Below are 14,258 nucleotides of genomic sequence, written 5' to 3'. Positions count from 1 at the left end.
GGTCGCGGGCGCCGGGGTGGGCGCGGCCCGGCCCGGCGCCGGCTCGACGACAGGACCCTAGGCGGTGTCCGAAAGGGACGCCGTGACCGTGAACAGCGCGCCGTCGGGGTCGCGGAGGGCGGCCCAGCGTTCGGACGCGTTCTGCTCGATGTCCGACATGACGCGTCCGCCCAGCGCGGCGGCCGCCTCCATGGCGGGTTCCAGCGCGGGAACCCGGAAGTGCACCCTCCAGCGGGGCCGGACCTGCGGCTGGAGCGCGGCCGTCTCCACCGGGCCGCTGTTGAGCCGGGCGACGGGCTCGCCGAGGTGGCGCAGGACGACCTGGTCGTCCTCGTAGGAGATCTCGCAGGGCCCGTCGGTCCATCGGAGGACCTCGCCGTAGAAGAGGGCCGCGTCGAAGGCGTTCAGGGTGAGCAGTTCCAGCCAGGCGGGGGCGTGGCCGGAGCCCACGCGCCAGCCGGAGAAGACGATGCCCTCCCAGATCCCGAAGACGGCGCCGTCGCGGTCGGTGCACAGGGCGCCGCGTCCGCCGGTCTCGAAGGAGACGGGCCCGACACCCACCGTCCCGCCGCGCTCGCGGATGCGGGACACCGTCTCATCGGCGCTTTGGACCGCGAAGTAGGCCGTCCAGGCGGCGGGCACCTCCAGCTCCCCGGCCAGGGCCCCGATCCCCGCGACCGGCGCGCCCTCGACCTCGGCGACGGCCAGTCCCTCGCCGAGCCCGCCCGGCCGGAACGACCAGCCGAGCACCGCCCCGTAGAAGCGCTGGGCCGCCTCCAGGTCCCGCGTCGCCAGACTCACCCAGCACGGCGCGCCCAGGGCATCACCCGTCGAATCCCGCACAGCCGCGCTCCGTCCCTCGCCCGATGCCGGGGCGCCGTGGCGGCTGCCCCCCACAAGAGGTACCGTCCCGGCGGCACCGGAGCCGTGAGGACGCGCCGCAGGGCACCCGGGCCGGGCTCGATCAGTTCCCCTGGCCGTGTTCGGGCAGGTCCGCGTCGGCGGGGAGGGCGGCGAAACCGCGGCGGGGGGCGCCCTTGGCGGTGGCGGACGGTTTGCCGCAGAACGCCGCTTCGAGGGTGCCGCCGAGCGCCGTGTTGGCCTGACCCCGGTTGGAGGTGTTCGCCACGGCGGCGAGGGTGCGTCCGCCGTCGCGGGTGGCGAAGGCGTAGGTGTAGAAGCCCTGGACCGTTCCCGTGTGGCCGTACACCGACGTGCCGCAGGACAGGTCGTAGCGGCGCAGGCCCAGACCGTAGAAGCGGGTGTTCGTCGCGTCGGTGGGCGTCATCGTGAGCATGTCGTCCAGCGTGCGGGCCGGCAGCAGCCTGCCGCTCAGCAGCGCGGCGACGAAAGCGTTGAGGTCGGCGGCGTTGGAGATCATCGCGCCGGCGGACTGGGCCCAGGAGACGGTCTGTTCGGTGGAGTCGACCAGCGGCGCCCCCGCCTCGTCGGGGTGCAGGTAGCCGTGCGCGTGCGGGCCCTTGATCTCGGTCCGGGGATGCACGTAGGAGGTGTTCTTGAGCTTCAGTGGCTTGATGATGCGCCGCTCGTACTCCACGGCGACCGGGTTGCCGCCGGCCTTCTCGATGAGCATGCCGATGACGACGAAGTTCGTGTTGGAGTACTGGTAGGCCGCGCCCGGTTCGGCGGTGCGCGGCTCGCGCAGTGAGAGGCCCACCAGTTCGCGGTAGCCGAACACCTTGTTGCGGACCGCTTCGAAGCCGGGGACGGTCCGGTCGAACATCGCGTTCGTGTAGTCGGCGAGTCCGCTGCGGTGGGTGAGCAGGTGACGGACCGTGATCCGGTCGTCGGGCAGCAGGCCCGGCAGGTAGTGATTGACGGGGACGTCCAGACCGATCTTGCCTTCGTTCACCATCTGGAGCAGAACCACGGTCGAGAACGTCTTGGTGACGCTGCCGATCCGGAAGCGGGCGTTGACGTCCATGGGGGCACCGGTGCTCCGGTCCTGGACACCGACGGCCCGGGTGCGCACGCCCGAGGGGCCGGTGAGGCGGACCATGGCGCCGGGGGCGCCGGCGGCGGTGGTGTTCCGCAAGGCCTGCGACAGGGCTTCCATGTCGGGCGCTGCCGTCGTGTTCGGAAGCGTCGGCGCGGACGGGGCGGCGTACGCGGTGGCGGGCGCGAGCCCGGTCACCACCGCGATCACGACCGCGCTGACGGCCAGGCGACGGTTTACGGTCAGGGACACGTGGTTCCTCAACTCGGTGCGGGGGGACGAAGCGATGGGCGAAGCCTACGCAAAAACGGGCCCTTTCCCGCATGGTGGCGTCCGGGCCGGGGGCGCGGCGTATGCCATCGGCGGGCGCCCTCGCGACCCGCGCGCCCACGCCCCCTCGCGCTGACGGGGCCCGCCCGGCGCCCGGCTGACGGACGGCCGGCCGGATCGGCCACCGGAGCGGACGAACCCGTTCCCCATCAGGCGTACGTTCCGTCCGCGAGGGAAGGTACGCCCCGTGCCGACGGACGACGAGACCATCGATGGATTCGCGGCCGAGCTACGACGCCTGCGCCGGCGGCGCAATGTGTCGCTCTCGGACCTGGCCCGCTCGATCCACTACAGCAAGGGCTATCTCAGCAAGATCGAGAACGGGCGGAAGCCGCCCACCCCCGATGTCGCCCGCAGATGTGACGAGGCCCTCGGCGCGGGCGGTGAACTGGTGCGCCTGGTCCCCCTGGTGGCGCCCGTCCCCCCGGTGACGTCCGTGCCCCCGGCCCGCACCGGGGAGGATCGGGCCGCCCCCGAGGGCTCCGGCGCGCCCTGCCCCTACCGGGGGCTGGCCGCCTACGGGCCGCAGGACGCCGAGTGGTTCTTCGGCCGCGAGAGCGCCACCGCCGAGCTGACCGGGCGGCTCGCCGAGCGGATCGGGCGCGGCGCGGTGGCGGTGGTGGCCCCGTCCGGCGCCGGGAAGTCCTCGCTGCTGCGCGCCGGGCTGCTGCCGGCGCTGCGCCGCGGGGCGCTGCCCGTCGCGGGGTCACGGGACTGGCCGGTGGTGGTGTGCGCGCCGGGGGCGCACCCCCTCAAAGAGCTGCTGCGCTGTGCGGCGGACGTGCTGGGGGCCCCGGCGGCGGGGATCACGCCCGAGGAACTGGTGGACCGCCCGGACCGGCTGCCGGAAGCGGTGGCGGGCGCTGTCGGCCGTCCCGGACTGGTCCTCGTCGTCGACCAGTTCGAGGAGGTCTTCACGCTCTGCGAGGACGACCGGGAGCGCGGGGCCTTCGTCCGCGTGCTGCACTCGCTGGCGGCCTCCGCCACCATCGCCGTCGTCATCGGGATGCGGGCCGACTTCTGCGGACACTGCCTCGACCACCCGGAGCTGGTGGAGGTCTTCACGCACGGCCTGTTCGCCCTGGGTCCGATGTCCGCCGCGCAGTTGCGCCAAGCCATCTGCGAGCCCGCGGGGCGGGCGGGGCTTTCCCTGGAGGTCGGCCTGGTCGAGCTGCTGTTGCGCGATCTCGGGGACCGCTCGGCGGCGCACGCGGGCTCCCTCCCGCTCCTCGCCCACGCGCTGCTCGGCACCTGGCAGCAACGCACCGGCAGAACGCTCACGGTGGCCGGCTACGAGATGACGGGTGGGATTCGCGGGGCGGTCGCGCGCACCGCCGAGTCCGTGTTCGCCCGGCTGGAGGCCGCCGAGCGGCGCATCGCGCGCCAACTGCTGATCCGGCTCGTGCACATCGCGGACGGCGCGGGTGCCCAGACCCGCAGGCCCGTCGAGCGCGACCGGCTGCTGCGGCAGGTGGCGGACGCCGGGGCGGGCGGACGGGTGCTGGACGCGTTCATCGAGTCCCGGCTCGTGACCGCCGACGGGGGGTCGGTGGAGATCACCCACGAGGCGCTGCTGCACGCGTGGCCGCGGCTGCGCGAGTGGATCGAGTCCGACCGGGCGGCGCTCGTGGTGCGCCAACGGGTTTCCGACGCGGGCGCCGAGTGGGTGCGGGGCGGTCGGGACGCGAGCCTGCTGTTCCGCGGCACGCGGCTCGCCGGGGTCCGGGAATGGGTCGAGCGGCAGGACCCCGCCCAGCTCGGCCCCGAGGAGAAGGAGTTCATCGCCGCGTGCGAGGCCGAGGAGGAGCGGCGCGGCAGGGCGGTGCGGCGCCAGAGCCGGATCCGCCGGGCCCTGGTGATCACCTTGGCGGGGCTGCTCGTGGTGGCGCTGGCGGCCGGGGTGCTGGCCTTCCAGCAGCGTGCGCAGGCCTTGGACCAGCGGCGTACGGCGCAATCGCAGGCCATGGCGGTACGGTCGGGGTCCCTGGCGGCGGGGCAGCCGGAGGCTTCCGCGCTGCTCGCGGCCGCCGCCTATCGGACCGCTCCCACCGCCGAGGCCCGGGGGGCGCTCCTGAGCAGCCAGGCCCAGTACTTCGCCGGGCGGTTGCGCGGGCACACGGGGGCGGTCAACTCCGTGGCGTACAGCCCGGACGGGAAACTGCTGGCCTCGGCGAGTTCGGATTCCTCGATCCGCCTGTGGGACGCGGACGGGCACCGGCCGGTCGGCACGTTCACCGGGCACACGGGGGCTGTGGCGTCGGTGGCGTTCGCGCCCGACGGCAGCCGGCTGGCGACGGCGGGGGCGGACGGGACGGTGCGCCTGTGGGACGTGGGCGCGCGACGGCTCACCGCCACCCTGACGGGGCATCGGGGACCGGTCCGTGCCGTGGCGTTCAGCCCGGACGGCCGCGCCCTGGCCTCCGGCGGCATCGATCACACCGTGCGGCTGTGGGACCTGCCGGACGGCACGGCGCGGGCGGTCCTGCGCGGGCACGACGACGCGGTGATGGCGGTCGCGTTCAGCCCGGACGGCTCCCGTGTGGCCTCAGGCGGTGTGGACCGGAGCGTGCGGCTGTGGGAAACGGCGGACCCGGAACGGCCGCTGGTGCTGTCCGGTCACACCGACCAGGTGCTCGGGGTCGCCTTCGCGCCGGACGGCAGGACGCTGGCCTCGGGCGGCGCCGACCGGACGGTGCGGCTGTGGGACCTGCCGGACGGCACGGCGCGGGCGGTGCTCACCGGACACGGTGACGACGTGAACGCGGTCGCGTTCAGCCGTACGGGCGACACCGTGTTCAGTGCCGGCGGAGACGGCACGGTCAAGTCGTGGGACCCGGACACCCGCAAGCTGATCAGCACCCTGTCGGGGCATACCGACTACGTCCTCGCCGTCGCCGCCGGGCCCGGGGAGCAGCTCGCCACCGGCGGGTTCGACCAGTCCGTGGTGCTGTGGGACACCGGCCGGGCCGCTCTGGCCACCCGGCCGTTCAGCGAGGCGTGGCAGTCGGCGTTCTCCCCGGACGGGCGTCTGCTGGCGTCGGCGCAGGCGGATCACACCGTGCGGGTGTGGGAGCCCGGCCGGCGCCGACTGGTCACCACCCTGACCGGTTCGGGGGGTTCGGTGTTCGCCGTCGCGTTCTCCCCGGACGGGCGTCTGATCGCCGCCGCGGGTGCCGACCGTACGGTCCGGACCTGGCAGGCGGCGGACGGCAGACCCGCGGCGGTGCTCACCGGTCACGGCGGCTCGGTCTTCGCGGTGGCGTTCTCCCCGGACGGCAGGACGCTCGCCTCGGCCGGCGCGGACCGCACCGTGGTGCTGTGGGACGTGGGCACCGGCCGGCGGGAGGCCACCCTCGACGCCCACCAGGACTTCGTCAACGCCGTGGCGTTCAGCCCCGACGGCCGGACGCTCGCCTCGGGAAGCGATGACCTGACCGTACGGCTGTGGGACGTGACGGACGTACGGACCGCCGGACGGGCGCCGCGGGCCGTACTGCGCGCCCACACCGGCTCGGTCCGCGGCGTGGCGTTCTCTCCTGACGGGCGGACCCTCGCCAGCGGCGGAAACGACGGAACGGTCCGGTTGTGGGACACCGCCCGACCGGCCTTGGCCGGTACCCTCGCCGGACACAGCGGGTCGGTGCGGGCGGTGGCGTTCAGCCCCGACGGCAGGGTGCTGGCCAGCAGCGGCAGCGACCAGAGCGTGAAGCTGTGGGACCCGCGGCGCGGCGAGCAGATCGCCACGCTGGGCGGCCACACCGGAGCCGTGTGGGGCGTCACCTTCGACCCGACGCGGCCGGGCACCCTGGCCAGCAGCAGCAACGACGGGACCGTGCGGCTGTGGAACACGGACGTGTCGGAGCGCACCGCCGCGTTGTGCCGCCTCTTGGGGGACACCGGCCCCGCCCGCTGGACCGAACTGCTGCCCGGTCTGCCCTACCGGCGCGTGTGTCCGGCGGCTGCCGACTGAGCTGGGGAAACCGCCTGTTTCCCGGGGGGTTTCCCGTTTCCCGACGGTACGGGCGACGCGTGGCCTCTCGACAGCGGTGCCCGGCGCGTACGAGTCTCGAACCACCGCAGCCGGTGGCCGTGTTCGACCAACCCACGCCGCCGGACGACCTAGCGGGAACCACCATGGGGAACGGGGGAACCAGGCATGCGCACCATCCTTGACAGAACGAGGCGGTCCGTCGCGGCGGTCGGTCTGCTGGCGCTCTGCGCCGTGGGGGCGACGGCTCAACTCGCGGGCGCCGCTCCGACATCGCGGGCCGAGCGGGCCGGCCCGGCGGTGGGCGCGGCCGCCGCGGAGGGGAGTTGTGACGTCCTCGCGCCGGGCGGGTCCGCCGCCGCGCAGGCGGCGGTGCGGGCCGCCTGCTCGCAGATCGGCGTCTGGTACACGTGGGGAGGCGGGCACGGGCCTCAGCCGGGCGCCACTTACGGGCAGGTCGACCCGTCCGATCCGGCCAGTCAGCACGACCCGGAGCGACGCGGGTTCGACTGCTCGGGCCTCGTCCGGTACGCCTACGCCCAGGCCACGGGTCAGGACGTCCTGGCCGGAACCGCGAACGCCCAGTACCACTCGTCCCGGGTCACGGCGCGCTTCGGCGCGTCACAGGGCACCGGGCCACTGCTGCCGGGCGACCTGCTGGCCTGGGGCGGGGACAACAGCATCCATCACATCGCCGTATACCTGGGTGCCGGAAAGATGGTCGAGGCCCGGCAGTCCGGCACCCACGTGATGGTCAGCGACGTCCGGCTCGGCGGGGACTACAACGGGGCCGTGCGCATCGGCGCCGACCCCGGGCAGGGCGGCACCTTCTCCACCTGGGGCACGGACGTGTGGACGCACTCCGAACCCTCCACGACCAGCTCGCGAGTACACAAGTTCGATGGCCCGACACAGGTGCGGATCGGCTGCCAGAAGCACGCCCAGCCGGTGGACGCCGAGGGCTACCACAACGACGCCTGGTCCTACCTGCCGGACTACCAGGCCTGGATCACCAACATCTACATCCGGGGCCCCGCCTGGCTGGACGGCGTCCCCGCCTGCCCCTGACTCACCATCACGCGCCATCAGACACCGACACACCGACACGTCGAGTAGATCCGAGGAGCACACCGTGAACGCACGCAAGAAGCTCGCCCTGCTGACCGGCGCGGCCGCCCTGACGGCCGCCCTGACCGCCACCACCATGCCCGCGGCGAGCGCCGCCCCCGCCAAGCCCGCCGCCGACTGCGGCGTCCACTCGGACGGCCGGCTCTACTGCGGCAACAAGGTCGGGGCCAAGGGGTACGCCGACCGCTCGTACCGCTCCGCGACCCGCGGCACGCTCACCACCGGGTACAACTGGTTCGTGTGTTGGGGCCACGGCGACCCGCACCAGGGGCAGAACGACATCTGGTACTGGACGCAGCTCGACAACGGCGCCTGGGGCAACGTCCCCGCCGTCGACGTCAACACGGGCCAGGACCCGGCTTACGGACTGCGCCAGTGCTGAGCCGCGCCTGATCCGGTCAGCGCGGTGGGGCCCGCTCCCGATCGGGAGTGGGCCCCACTCGTGTCACCCGTGGGCGCGCGCCCCGGCCGGGTCAGCTCGGCGGGTACGCGGCCGCCTTGAGGCAGCGGGCCAGGTGCGCCGTGTTCGCGGCGAGGGTCGCGGTGGCGCCGGCCGTCGCCTCGGGCGTCTTGTCGAAGTCCTGGTAGTCGGTGTCCTGCATCGCTTCGCCGACCCAGTAGGTGACGGCGCCGGGAGCCAGGCTGAACCCGACGTCGTTCAGGCCCTGGAAGAGGTCGGCACTGACCTTGTGGGCGCCGTCCTCGTTGCCGACGACGCACACGGCCGCGACCTTGCCGTAGGTCAGCGGGCGACCCTCGTCGTCCGCCTCGGACAGTTCGGCGTTCAGGCGCTCCAGGACGCGCTGGGTGACGCTGGCGGGGTGGCCCATCCAGATCGGCGTGGAGATGACGAGGACGTCGCTGTCGAGGATCGTCCGGCGGATCTCGGGCCAGGCGTCCCCGTCCCCCATGTCGGTGCGCACGCCCGGCTTGACGTCGTGGTCGACGACGCGGATCACTTCCCCGGTCACTCCGTGGCCGCCGAGGGCTTCCATCGTCTGCTCGGCCAACAAGTGCGAGCTCGAGCGCTCCGGCGAGGGAGTCAGGCTGCAGACCAGCGCAACGGCGCGCAGCGGGGTCGTGGCGGGGACGGTGCCGGCGTTCTGTGTCGTTTCCATACGGGCGCACGTGCCCGGCCCCGGCGGTCTCTACCGGGCCGCATGCCTCCTTCGAGAGGGCCGTGAGGCCTCCCCCAAACCACACTCTCGGTCACCGAAAAGGTGCGATCCGTAGCGGACCGTGGCAGCGTCGTGTGAGCGGAGGCCAAAGAGGTCCTCCCGACGAGATCAAGGAGCGTGAACCGTCATGGGCGGTATGCGGGACAAGAACCAGCAGCCGGGCAAGGGCCGCGAGGAGCAGGAGCAGGAGCGCCGGCAGCGTCCCGGTCAGGACCCCGGGTCGATGCGGCCGGGTGGCCGCCAGCGCAAGCCGGGTGAGGTGTCGCACGACCGCGCGATCGATGACGACATGCGCGGCGAGGACGACATGGAGATGCCCCGCGAGGGCCGCTGACCCCACGGTCTCACGCACAGGACTCCGGCCGGTGGCTGACCACCGGCCGGAGTTCGCCGTTTCCGGGCCCGGGCCCGGCCCCGGAAACGGGCCACGCGGGCGGGAAGGCCGGCCGGCCGGGCCATGCGGACGGCTCTCCCGGGTAGGCGCACCGTCGGGGAGTCGCGCGCGAGGCCGAAGGAGGCACGTCATGGCCCGGCTGTCGGTGGAAGGCACGGAAGTCGTCGTCCGCCTGTCCTTGCGCGAGCGGCTGGCCGTGCGTCGGCGGCGGGACATCCGCGTCCCGCTGGCGGCGGTGCGCGAGGTGGCGGTGGAGTCCAGCTGGTGGCGCGTGCTGCGGGGCGTGCCGGGCAGGGGGCTGTGGCGCCCCGGGCGCTGTGTGGGGATCAGGCGTTCCCCGGAGGGCGAGGACTTCGTGTCCGTACGGGCCGACGGCTCCGTACTCAGCTTGGACCTCTCCGGTGACGTGGCCTTCCGCCGCCTCGCGGTCACCGTTCCCGACGCGGAGAAGACGGCCCGGACGCTGCGCTCCCTGCGTCCCGCCGACCCGCCGGACGCCGACGTGGGACAGGCGGACCAAGGGCCCGCCGAACTGGCCCCGCACCGGCCTCCGCTCCAGCACGAGGGCGGCACGGTGGACGATCACGGTCGCGCGCCGGGCGCTCCGTCGAGGACGGGGACGGGTTCGCAGCCGAAGGCCGATGACGAGCGGGTACGCCGGGCGAACGAGGGCGAATGAGCCCACGGGCCCGCGCCCCGGCCCGAAGCGGGTGGGGCGCTGCTCGCGGCCGGGGGAACAGATCAGGCCGCCCCAACGGCCGTCACAGGCCGGTGAGGATCTGCGGCGACAGGGTTTTGATCATCGTATTGGCCCACCGGACTTGTCGGAGCGTGCGGGGATGGCAGGCGGACGTGAGCTCCAGGAGGCGGGAGTCCCGGGTCGCCTGGGCCGTCTGCGCCAGCATCTCCCAGTGCAGCGAGTTCTCGGCCGCGGCCAGGTACAGGTCCTTGAGGTCGTGCAGCAGGAGCAGGCCGGGTTCGGGGCGCCTGCCCAGGGCTTCCGCCGCCTTCTCCCGCAGCGTGGCGAGCGGGCCGGCGCCGTCCGGGTGGTCGGGCGGCCCGTCGAGGTCCAGGGAGTAGTGCCGGCCCGTCTCCGCCAGGCGGCCCGCGTGCTCGTGGGACCACCGGGCGAGGTCGAGGGCGACGTGGTGGACCTCGTGCTCGGTGCGGTGGCGTTCGGCCGCCGCCAGCAGCTCCTTCTCCAGGTGCCGTTCACCGTGGTGCAGCGTGCGCAGGGTCAGGGTGACGCCGTTCATGGTCGGGCCGCCTCGCTCGGTGTGACATCGGATGGGGGGCCCTGCGTGCTCTGGGTGGCGTGGGCCTCGGGGCCGCCCCGGGTGGGGCTGATCCCGTGCGGGTCGGCCGGGGCGGACGCGGTGGTGGTGGGAGCGGGCGCCGGAACCCCGTCGCCCCGCCGGACCAGGGTGAGGCGGGCCGCGGCGGTCTTGAAGAGCGGCTGCTTGGACACGGGGTCCCAGTCGGTGACGGTGGTCTCGTTCGCCGCTCTGCCCGGCCCCTCCCCCGAGGGCCCGTAGCCCTCGGCGGTGTCCCAGTAGCCGTAGTGGAACGGGACGAAGAGCAGGCCCTCTCGGATCGCGGTGATCCGCAGCGTGCCGCGCAGGGAGCCGCGGGGCGTCGTGACGTCCACGAGGTCTCCTTCCGCGAGCCCCCGGACGGCCGCGTCCGCGGCGGACAGTTCCACCCACACCTCGGGCGCCGCCGCGTTCAGCTGCGGGACACGACCCGTCTTGGTGCGGGTGTGGAAGTGGTAGAGGGTCCGCCCCGTGGTGAGCCGGAACGGGTACTCCCGCGAGGGTTCCTCGTGGGCGGGCTGGTACTCGGCCGCCTTGATGACGGCCTTGCCGTCCGGGTTGAGGGAGCGGTACTCCACCACTTCCACGGACGCCCCGGTGACGAGGTCCTTGCCGTAGCTCTCGCAGACGTCGGGGTGCGCCCAGGTGACGCCGTCCGTGTAGAGGCGCTCGGTCCCCTCGGGGTGGTCCTCGTCGCACGGCCACTGGATGCCGCTCGCGCCGCGCAGCTTGTCGTAGGTGAGGCCGGTGTAGTCGCAGGGCCGTCCGGCGCTGCACCGCTTCCACGCCTCGAACGCCTCCTCCGGCCCGTCCCAGGACACCAGCGGGTCGCCGTCCTTGTCGCGGAAGTCCATGCGGCGGGCGTAGTCCAGGAAGATCGCGAGGTCGGGGCGGGCCTGACCGGGGGGCTCCACGGCCTTCTCGCTGAGGTGGACCGTGCGGTCCGCGTTGGTGAAGGTGCCGGTCTTCTCCCCCCAGGTCGCGGCGGGCAATACGACGTCCGCGAGTTGCGCGGTCTCGGTGAGGTACAGGTCCTGCACCACGGTGAACAACCGCTCCTGGGCGAGGACGGAGCGGATCCGGCCGAGTTCGGGCAGCGATACCGCCGGGTTGGTGCCGCTGATCCACAGCATGCGGATCGATCCCTGTTCGGCGTAGCGGAACATCTGCATGGCGTGAGTGGGGGGCGCGTAGTGCGGGATGGCCGACGGTTCGACGTTCCACACCCGGGCAAGGTCCGTGACGTGCTGGTCGTTCTGCCAGTTCCGGAACCCTGGCAGGTCGCCGTTGGCCCCGCATTCACGGGTGTTCTGCGCCGTCGGCTGCCCGTTCATCTGGAGGACTCCCGCGCCGGGCCGGCCGAGCATGCCCCGGACGAGGTGCAGGTTGTTGACCTGTACGGCGGCGGCCGTGGCCTGGTGGGACTGGTAGACGCCCTGGAGGACGGTGGACAGCAGCCGCTCGGCTTCGCCGAGGAGCTCGGCGGCCTCGGTGACGGCCGTGGCGGGTACGTCGCAGATGGCGGAGGCCCATCGCGGGGTGCAGGAGGAGACTCGCTCCCGGAGTTCCTCGAAACCGACGGTGTGCGCCTCGACGTACTCCTGGTCGACGCGGTCGGTGCGGATGATCTCGTGCAGCAGGGCGTTGAGCAGGGCGACGTTCGTCCCGGGGCGCGGCGCGAGGTGCACGTCGGCCCTGCGTGCGACGGGGGTGGGGCGGGGGTCCACGCAGATCAGGCGGGGCGGATCGGCTCCGTCGAGGCGGTCCAGTACGCGCATCCACAGGACGGGCTGGGTCTCGGCCATGTTGTGGCCGAAGAGCGCGAGGGTGTCCGCGTGGTCCACGTCCGTGTACGAGCCGGGCTGGCCGTCACAGCCGAAGGATTCCTTCAGGGCCTCCGCCGCGGTGGCGGTGCACAGGCGGGTGTTGCCGTCGAGGTGGTTGGTCCCGATGCCGGCGCGGGCCAGGACCGCGAAGGTGTAGTACTCCTCCAGGTACAGCTGGCCGCTGGTGTAGAAGCCGATGGACCCCGGACCGCGCCGGTCCAGGAGTTCCTTCGATCGGGCCACGATCCGCCCCATCGCGGTGTCCCAGTCACATGCCACCAGTCGGCCGCCGTCGCGCACGAGGGGGGTGGTCAGCCGGTCCGCGGAGGCGTTGGCCTGCCAGCCGAACAGGTCCTTCGGGCCGAGCCGACCCCGGTTGACCCGGTCCGCGGCGCGCCCGCGGACGCCCACGATCCGCCCGTCGCGGACCGCGATGTCCATGGCGTCCCCGTCGGAGTGCAGGAGCGACGCCGCCCGGACCCAGTGGTCGACCTCGTCCACGTCGGTCCCGGCGGCGAGGTGCGTGTCGGTCCGTACGGGCCAGGCCGCTCCTCGCGCGTAGGGCGTACGGCCGCCCCAGGGGGCGGCGATCCGGTCCACCGAGGCTTCCATGGCCCACCTCCGCCGATCTTCGGTGCTCCACCGGCGCCTACCCGAGGACGGACCCCCCAAGCGGCGGTCCCACTCCTTTCGCCCGGAGGGAGGTACCCGCCCCGGCCGCCGGGCCACCCGGCTCCATGGGGCAGGATGGAACTCCCGTTCCCGAGGCGCCCCTCCGCCCGAACGGGGGCCTCCGCACGACGAACTGACAGGTGACAAGGTGACGACACACCCCATACGACGGCCCGCGGCGGCCGTCGCCGCTCCCCCGGTCCGGCTCGGGGCGGAGGGACCGCGTTGAACCGGGGTCTGGTCCTGCACGACTGGCTGGTGGCCGGTATCGCGCTGGCCGCCGGAGGCATGGCCGCGCTGCTGCTGCGCGGGCTGCTGCGCTGGCTTGCCAAGCACGCCCTGCGGACCCGGTGGAGCGGGGACGACATCATCGTCGACGCCCTGCGCACGCTCGCGCCGGGAGCGGCCGTCATCGCCGGCGCCGCGGTGGCCGCCGGGACACTGCCCCTCACGGCCCGGATCGCCGGATTCGTGAACCAGTCCCTGACCGCCCTGTTGATCCTCTTCGCCACGTTCAGCGCGGCCCGTGTCATCGCGGGCCTGGTCCAGTCCGTGGCGCAGTCACGGACAGGGGTGGCCGGCTCGGCGACCATTTTCGTGAACATCACGCGCATCGTGGTGCTCACCATGGGTGTGCTCGTCGCGCTCGAAACCATGGGCGTCTCCATCGCCCCGCTGCTCACCGCGCTCGGGGTGGGCGGTCTGGCGGTGGCCCTCGCCCTCCAGGACACGCTGGCCAACCTCTTCGCGGGCGTCCACATCCTGGCTTCGAAGACGGTGCAGCCCGGTGACTACATCCGCCTCAGCAGTGGTGAGGAGGGGTACGTCGTCGACATCAACTGGCGCAACACCGTGGTCCGCAACCTGTCGAACAACCTGGTCATCATCCCCAACGGGCGACTCGCCCGGACGAACATGACCAACTACACGCAGCCCGAGCAGCAGTTGTCGCTGCTGGTGCAGGTGGGCGTCGGGTACGAGAGCGACCTGGAGCACGTGGAGCGTGTGACCCTCGAAGTGGTCGACACGGTGATGGCCGACATCAACGGCGCCGTCCCCGACCACGAGGGCGCCGTCCGCTTCCACACGTTCGCGGACTCCCGGATCAATTTCACGGCGATCCTCGGCGTCGGCGAGTTCAGCGACCAATACCGGATCAAGCACGAGTTCATCAAGCGCCTGCACCAGCGGTTCCGGGAGGAGGGCATCTCGATCCCCGCGCCGACGCGTACGGTCGCGCTCCAGCGGGAGGACGCGCCCGACTCCCCCGCCCCGGCGGGTCCCCTGCTCCCGCACCAGCGGGAGGGCGGCCGGACGACGGTGCGCTGACGGGCGGACGGCCCGGCGGCGTGGTGTCATACGGCGCTCATCTCGCGCCGTGGCTGGTCGGCCCGTTTCCGGCCGGTGACGCGATCGCGTACCTGCCGTACGCGCGCGAGGCGCTGCGCCGGCGGGTCGCGGCGGCGTTCACG

The 14,258-nt window shown here is 73.3% G+C and carries 11 protein-coding genes; 6 read left to right on the top strand and 5 right to left on the bottom strand.

Annotated elements, in window-relative coordinates; translation table 11 throughout:
* Positions 1-57 precede the first annotated feature (57 nt).
* Both ACV7NM_RS28975 and ACV7NM_RS28970 read right to left on the bottom strand, forming a co-directional pair.
* Complete coding sequence (locus tag ACV7NM_RS28975) at positions 58-843, bottom strand: VOC family protein (RefSeq protein ID WP_463413048.1); 786 nt, start codon at positions 841-843, stop codon at positions 58-60.
* A 121-nt stretch (positions 844-964) separates the two neighbouring features.
* A complete protein-coding gene (locus ACV7NM_RS28970) occupies positions 965-2,209 on the bottom strand; it encodes a serine hydrolase domain-containing protein (RefSeq protein WP_463413047.1) in 1,245 nt (414 codons plus the stop codon).
* A 265-nt stretch (positions 2,210-2,474) separates the two neighbouring features.
* Here ACV7NM_RS28970 and ACV7NM_RS28965 point away from each other — a divergent pair, with 265 nt between their 5' ends.
* The 3 genes from ACV7NM_RS28965 (at position 2,475) to ACV7NM_RS28955 (ending at position 7,785) form a co-directional block, all read left to right on the top strand.
* The gene (locus tag ACV7NM_RS28965; RefSeq protein WP_463413046.1) at positions 2,475-6,257 is read left to right on the top strand and encodes an nSTAND1 domain-containing NTPase; all 3,783 of its coding nucleotides are present in this window, start codon (positions 2,475-2,477) and stop codon (positions 6,255-6,257) included.
* Positions 6,258-6,443: 186 nt separating this feature from the next.
* Entirely contained in the window at positions 6,444-7,343 is a 900-nt protein-coding gene (locus tag ACV7NM_RS28960) for a C40 family peptidase (protein WP_463413045.1), read from the top strand.
* A gap of 64 nt (positions 7,344-7,407) precedes the next feature.
* Positions 7,408-7,785 carry a hypothetical protein gene (locus ACV7NM_RS28955; RefSeq protein WP_463413044.1) on the top strand — a complete coding sequence of 126 codons (378 nt, stop codon included), beginning with the start codon at positions 7,408-7,410 and terminating at the stop codon, positions 7,783-7,785.
* A gap of 91 nt (positions 7,786-7,876) precedes the next feature.
* Here ACV7NM_RS28955 and ACV7NM_RS28950 read toward each other — a convergent pair whose 3' ends face one another.
* On the bottom strand, positions 7,877-8,521 hold the full coding sequence (locus ACV7NM_RS28950) for a flavodoxin family protein (protein WP_463413043.1): 645 nt from the start codon (positions 8,519-8,521) through the stop codon (positions 7,877-7,879).
* A gap of 187 nt (positions 8,522-8,708) precedes the next feature.
* Between ACV7NM_RS28950 and ACV7NM_RS28945 the strand changes: the two genes are divergently transcribed.
* Complete coding sequence (locus ACV7NM_RS28945) at positions 8,709-8,915, top strand: hypothetical protein (RefSeq protein WP_463413042.1); 207 nt, start codon at positions 8,709-8,711, stop codon at positions 8,913-8,915.
* Between the two features lie 190 nt (positions 8,916-9,105).
* Positions 9,106-9,654: a hypothetical protein gene (locus ACV7NM_RS28940; protein ID WP_463413041.1), complete on the top strand. Its 549-nt coding sequence runs from the start codon at positions 9,106-9,108 to the stop codon at positions 9,652-9,654.
* Between the two features lie 82 nt (positions 9,655-9,736).
* Here ACV7NM_RS28940 and ACV7NM_RS28935 read toward each other — a convergent pair whose 3' ends face one another.
* The gene (locus tag ACV7NM_RS28935) at positions 9,737-10,231 is read right to left on the bottom strand and encodes a hypothetical protein (RefSeq protein ID WP_463413040.1); all 495 of its coding nucleotides are present in this window, start codon (positions 10,229-10,231) and stop codon (positions 9,737-9,739) included.
* Complete coding sequence (locus ACV7NM_RS28930; RefSeq protein WP_463413039.1) at positions 10,228-12,726, bottom strand: molybdopterin oxidoreductase family protein; 2,499 nt, start codon at positions 12,724-12,726, stop codon at positions 10,228-10,230. Before ACV7NM_RS28930 ends, ACV7NM_RS28935 begins: the two co-directional genes overlap by 4 nt.
* 285 nt (positions 12,727-13,011) lie before the next feature.
* Here ACV7NM_RS28930 and ACV7NM_RS28925 point away from each other — a divergent pair, with 285 nt between their 5' ends.
* Positions 13,012-14,115: a mechanosensitive ion channel family protein gene (locus tag ACV7NM_RS28925; protein ID WP_463413038.1), complete on the top strand. Its 1,104-nt coding sequence runs from the start codon at positions 13,012-13,014 to the stop codon at positions 14,113-14,115.
* The last annotated feature ends 143 nt before the right edge of the window (positions 14,116-14,258 follow it).

The organism is Streptomyces sp. Tek67B01 (assembly GCF_055231995.1).
Note: the sequence above shows the minus strand (reverse complement) of the source record. Positions and strands in the feature narration are given on the sequence as shown.

What these genes read in the sequence shown, in the direction of transcription:
- ACV7NM_RS28960 (WP_463413045.1), top strand. Translation starts at nt 6,444, where the DNA reads ATGCGCACCATCCTTGACAGAACGAGGCGGTCCGTCGCGGCGGTCGGT.
- ACV7NM_RS28950 (WP_463413043.1), bottom strand. Translation starts at nt 8,521, where the DNA reads ATGGAAACGACACAGAACGCCGGCACCGTCCCCGCCACGACCCCGCTG.
- ACV7NM_RS28945 (WP_463413042.1), top strand. Translation starts at nt 8,709, where the DNA reads ATGGGCGGTATGCGGGACAAGAACCAGCAGCCGGGCAAGGGCCGCGAG.
- ACV7NM_RS28940 (WP_463413041.1), top strand. Translation starts at nt 9,106, where the DNA reads ATGGCCCGGCTGTCGGTGGAAGGCACGGAAGTCGTCGTCCGCCTGTCC.
- ACV7NM_RS28935 (WP_463413040.1), bottom strand. Translation starts at nt 10,231, where the DNA reads ATGAACGGCGTCACCCTGACCCTGCGCACGCTGCACCACGGTGAACGG.
- ACV7NM_RS28930 (WP_463413039.1), bottom strand. Translation starts at nt 12,726, where the DNA reads ATGGAAGCCTCGGTGGACCGGATCGCCGCCCCCTGGGGCGGCCGTACG.